Genomic DNA, 4,379 nt, shown 5'->3' with positions numbered 1-4,379 from the left:
GGCGGGGGCGCCCGCCATGCCGGGCTGCGCCCGGGCGGACGCCGGGTCGCCGGGCTTCGGCCGCCCGATCGGCGGGTGCGCCGCCATGGCCTCGGCCAGGCCGGCCGCGGTCAGGGCCGCCGTCGCCGCGTCCCCGGCGGCGCACAGTGCCTCGGCGTCGGCGTAGGGACGGCGCGCGAGCAGGTACGAGGCCCAGGACGGGGCGGCGCAGATCTCGCCCAGGACCGCCCTGGCGGCGGCCTCGTCCAGGGTGTTGAACCGGGCGAGGCCCCGGGAGGCCGGTGTCGGAGAGCTCGCTGTCACATCAGGCAGCCAACCCCACCCGGCCGCCGGGCGTCAACAATTTGTTGAAGAATGGCCGACGGGCCGGCCGTCCGCCCGGCCGAGGGAGAAGCGGAGCCACGGCCGCCACTCGACTCCGTCGTACGCCACCAGGTCGACCGCCTCCACCCGCTCGGTCAGCGGCAGGTGCGGGGCGAGCGCCGCCTCGATCAGGTCGTGCTGCCGCGCGTCACCGCTGTTGGCGACGGTGACATGGGGGTCGAGGTCCCCGAACAACCCGTCGTACGGACGGTGTCGGGGCCAGTGCGCGGTGACGTCCGCGGTGAGGGAGCGCAGCGGCGCGTCCGGCTCGGGGCGCAGCCACAGGACGCCCGGGAAGCGGGCGCACCCGCTGAACCGCAGCTCGAACGGCGGGTGGGCCGCGAAGACGCGGGCGAGGGCGGCGCGGGCCTCGCCGTCCACCCGCTCGCGGGACAGGAAGGGGAACAGGACGGTCGCGTGGGCGGTGCCGCCGTGGCGGGCCGCGGTGTCCCAGGCGCGCCGCCAGGGGGCGACCAGGCGGTCGAGTCCGGGCAGCGGGACGCTCAGCGAGGTGGTCCCGACGGCGACCGGCCAGCCCTCGTCCTCCTCGGCCTCGGCCTGACCAAGGGTGTCGCCGGCCGAGGGGGTGCGGGGCACCCCGGGGGACGTGACGCGGCGCTGCATGGCGTTCACGATAGCGCCCGGCCTTCCCACCGCTCGGGGGGAGGCCGGGCGACGCATGCGGGGCAGGCCCTTGCCGGCTACAACCGGCCTTCGCGGTGTTCCCGCGGCAGCTGCTGGATCTGCTCCAGGGGGCCGAGCACCGGCCGCGGCTGTACCGGCGGCTGGAGGCGCTCCGGCGGGCGCTGCGGGGAAGCGAGGCGCCGCCCTCCGGGCCCGGAGAGCACACCTGACCGGCCGGGCGGCCCTCCTCCAGGTCACCCGCCCGCCCCGGCCGGCATGCGCGGCCGCACGCGCAACGGCACAGTGGGGCCGGCGGCAGCGGGCCCGTGCGGCGGCGAACCTCGCACGCCCGATCCGGCCGGGGTCAGCCGCGCGGGAAGGTCGTCGACGGGGCCGACGGGAGGACCGATGCACGACAAGCCACTGAGCAGGGTCACCGGGAGACTGCGGCGCCGTCTGCGCAACGAGGCGCACGACCCACCCGGCGACCCGGGCCCCGACGCGTTCGGGATCGACCAGTACCTGGCCAACCGGTTCGAGGACGGCGCACTGGCGCCCGAGGACGAGGCGAGGCTGGCCGAGGAGGTCGCCATGCTCCTCCCCCAGCGCTGGTCCCTGTCGCCGCGCGCCGAGGAGCGCCTGAGCCAGGTGAGTGAGCGTCTCGGCGGATACCGCCAGGTGCTGGAGTGGCTGGACGGTCATCCGGGTCTGCCGCGCCTGACGGCCCGGCTCCTCGTCCTGACCGAGAACCTGGACCACTTCGGCGAGAACGCCGCCGTCCTCGACGCGGTGCGCGCCCACCGCGGCCGCTCGCCGCTCCCGCCGGAGCTGCGGGACGTGCTGCCGCCGGCCACCGACGAGGAGACCCTTCCCGACATCGCCCAGCGTCTGGAGGGGCTGCTCGGCGACCGCCGCTCCGAGGACGCGACGCTACTGGCCCTGGCCACGACCGAATGGCTGGCGGGCCTCGCCCGGGGGGCGGCGCCCGACTCCCCGGAGGTCACCGAGATGAGCGAGCTGATGTCCCATCTCCACACCGACATCGACCGAGCGGCCCCCACGGCCTGACGGCTCGACGGCCCGAGACGTCCGCGACCCGCCCCGGGGTCACGGCCGCTCCGCCCGGCGGTGACGGCGGCGGAGGAGGTACCGGGCGACGACCGCGGCGACCAGGACGCCGAGCCCCACGAGCACCCACCGCTGGTAGCGCGAGACGGTGGCGTAGATCTCGGTGATGTGGTCCCCGGCGGCATAGGCGAGCGTGGCCCACAGGCCCACCCACAGGGCCGCGCCGAGGGCGTTGAAGGCGAGGAACCGGCGCCAGGGCATCCCGGTGGTGCCGGCGACGATCCCGTTGACCTGGCGCAGACCGTCGACGAACCGGGCCACGGTGACGATCTTGCCCCCGTGGCGGGCGAAGAAGGCCTCGGCCCTGGCGAACCGCTCCGGTGTCAGGAACACGTACCTGCCCCAGCGGTGGACCAGGGCGCGTCCTCCGTACCGGCCGATCAGGTAACCGATGTTGTCGCCCATGACGGCGGCGGCGAAAGCGATCAGCGCCACGGCGACGATGTCCAGCCGTCCCGCTCCCGCGAGGACGCCCGCGGCGATCAGGATCGCCTCGCCGGGGATGGGGACGCCGAAGTCCTCCACGAGGATCACGCCGGCCACGGCCCAGTAGCCGTAGTGGCCGAGCAGGGGTTCCAGATGCGCCAGGGGGCCCGGCAGGGGGTGGGCCATGGCGTCATCGTAGGCGCGAGGGCGCCGCCCGGCCGGGTGCCTGCGGGTGCGGGCGCGGTCCGGTTCAGCCGACCGGGGGCCCGCCCGGACCTTCGTCCCGTCCTCGCTCCGGGGCCCGCTCCCCGTGCGCCCGGTTGAGGTAGTTGTAGACGGTGAACCGGCTGACGCCCAGCGCGCCCGCCACCGTCTCCACGCCGTGGCGGACGGCGAACGCGCCGCGGGCCTCGAGGGTGCGGACCACTTCCTGCTTGGCCCTGCGGTCGAGTGCGGCGAGCGGCCCGCCGGCCGTGCGCTCCATGGCGGCCAGCACGTGGTCCAGCGACTCGGCGAGCTGCGGCAGCCGGACGGCGACCGCCTCGGCCCCCTCCCAGCGCAGCACCACGTCGTCCGGGCCCGCCTCCTGCGGGGGCAGCAGCACGGCGCCCATGGCGTCGGCCAGCGGCCGCACGGCGTCGACGAACCGCTCCCGCGCACTCCCGGCGGCGCTCACCCGGCATCCCCCTCGGCGGCGTCCACCACGTTGACCTGCAGCGTGACGCGGGACGCCCCGGCCCCCAGGGAGCGGCGCAGCACGGTGTCGACCGCGGCGAGCACGGTCTCGGCGTCGCCCTCGGCGGTGGTGCCGAAGGGGCCCACGTCGACGGATTCCAGCCCTCGGGCCCCTTCGACGGCCTCCCGGGCCGCGACCGCGTGGCCGGGGACCTCGTCGAGGTCGAACGGCTCGGTCGTGAACTCCACCCGCACACGCATTCCTGCCCCCAGAGCACCCTGAGCACCGGGCCCGACGTCCGCGCCCGGCCCGGCGGCGACTCTAACCGACGGCCGCCCGGCCGCCGCGGCCCGGCGGTCCGGCGGCCCGGTGGTCCGGCGGCCCGGTGGTCGGTCAGATGCGGGAGAGCACCCCGCACTCGCCGCCGGCCCCGACGGCGCCGCTGCGGTCGTAGGGGTCGACGGTGGCTGTGGCCGACGGCGCGGCCTCGTGCGGGTCGGAGGGGAACTCGGGGTGCGCCCATCCGTCGGGGGCCCCGCAGCCCCCGTTGCTCCATTCGCTGTCGTACCGCTTGATCATGAGCTTGCCGGGGGTCGCCACGATGCGTTCGGGGTCGGGCATCTCCAGCTTCAGCACCCGGCGCACCACGGCACGCGTCACCTCGGTGGAGCCTTCGCCGGCCCGGGTCACCGGGTAGACGAAGGTGTAGTCGGCGGTGATGGAGAGGGCTCCGCGCTCGCCCTCCTCCAGCGTCGTCCGGCCGCGGACACGGACCCGGTCGCCGACGACGCGAACCTCGTCCGGGTCGAACCGGCTGAACACGAGCAGCGGGTCGTCCTCCTCGCCCGGGTCGCGCAGCGACCTCCTCAGGTCCTCCAGGAGCTCGGGCTGCAGCGGGTCCAGGACGCCCAGCGCCGCCTTCGGCCGCGCCCCGCGCAGGGTGGCCGGGGCGACGTTGGCGTCGACCAGCAGGGTGCGGGTCCCCTCGAGGGCGCGCTCGACCTGGTGCCGCGAGAAGACGCCGGTCGCCTTCGCGGGAGGCATCACGATGCTCTCCGCGCCCTCCTCCCAGCGGGCGGCCGGGGACCCGGCGAAGGGGTCCTCGAGGGTGGCCGCGCCGGGCGCCGCGCCCGGCGCGGCCACCCTCGAGGACCCCTTCGCC

Annotated in this window: 7 protein-coding genes; 1 reads left to right on the top strand and 6 read right to left on the bottom strand. The window is 76.3% G+C overall.

Annotated features, from left to right (window positions below):
- Together ACOV8S_RS05000 and ACOV8S_RS04995 are read right to left on the bottom strand one after the other, a co-directional pair.
- On the bottom strand, positions 1-303 hold a 303-nt coding region (locus ACOV8S_RS05000; protein ID WP_448316303.1), incomplete at its 3' end, for a 2-oxo-4-hydroxy-4-carboxy-5-ureidoimidazoline decarboxylase.
- Positions 304-336: 33 nt separating this feature from the next.
- Positions 337-987 carry a 2'-5' RNA ligase family protein gene (locus ACOV8S_RS04995; RefSeq protein WP_448316302.1) on the bottom strand — a complete coding sequence of 217 codons (651 nt, stop codon included), beginning with the start codon at positions 985-987 and terminating at the stop codon, positions 337-339.
- Positions 988-1,395: 408 nt separating this feature from the next.
- Here ACOV8S_RS04995 and ACOV8S_RS04990 point away from each other — a divergent pair, with 408 nt between their 5' ends.
- Positions 1,396-2,055: a hypothetical protein gene (locus ACOV8S_RS04990; protein WP_448316301.1), complete on the top strand. Its 660-nt coding sequence runs from the start codon at positions 1,396-1,398 to the stop codon at positions 2,053-2,055.
- Between the two features lie 39 nt (positions 2,056-2,094).
- Here ACOV8S_RS04990 and ACOV8S_RS04985 read toward each other — a convergent pair whose 3' ends face one another.
- The 4 genes from ACOV8S_RS04985 to ACOV8S_RS04970 form a co-directional block, all read right to left on the bottom strand.
- Positions 2,095-2,727 (bottom strand): DedA family protein, encoded by a 633-nt coding sequence (locus tag ACOV8S_RS04985; RefSeq protein WP_448316300.1) that lies wholly within the window; start codon positions 2,725-2,727, stop codon positions 2,095-2,097.
- A 64-nt stretch (positions 2,728-2,791) separates the two neighbouring features.
- On the bottom strand, positions 2,792-3,154 hold the full coding sequence (locus tag ACOV8S_RS04980) for a helix-turn-helix domain-containing protein (protein WP_448317354.1): 363 nt from the start codon (positions 3,152-3,154) through the stop codon (positions 2,792-2,794).
- A gap of 59 nt (positions 3,155-3,213) precedes the next feature.
- Positions 3,214-3,477, bottom strand: a complete 264-nt coding sequence (locus ACOV8S_RS04975) for a thiamine-binding protein (RefSeq protein WP_448316299.1) — start codon at positions 3,475-3,477, stop codon at positions 3,214-3,216.
- A gap of 133 nt (positions 3,478-3,610) precedes the next feature.
- Positions 3,611-4,379, bottom strand: a 769-nt coding sequence (locus ACOV8S_RS04970; protein ID WP_448316298.1) for a hypothetical protein, incomplete at its 5' end; no start/stop codon positions are given.

Source organism: Streptomyces sp. CO7 (assembly GCF_053474865.1).
This window is presented reverse-complemented; position numbering and strand designations above follow the sequence as displayed.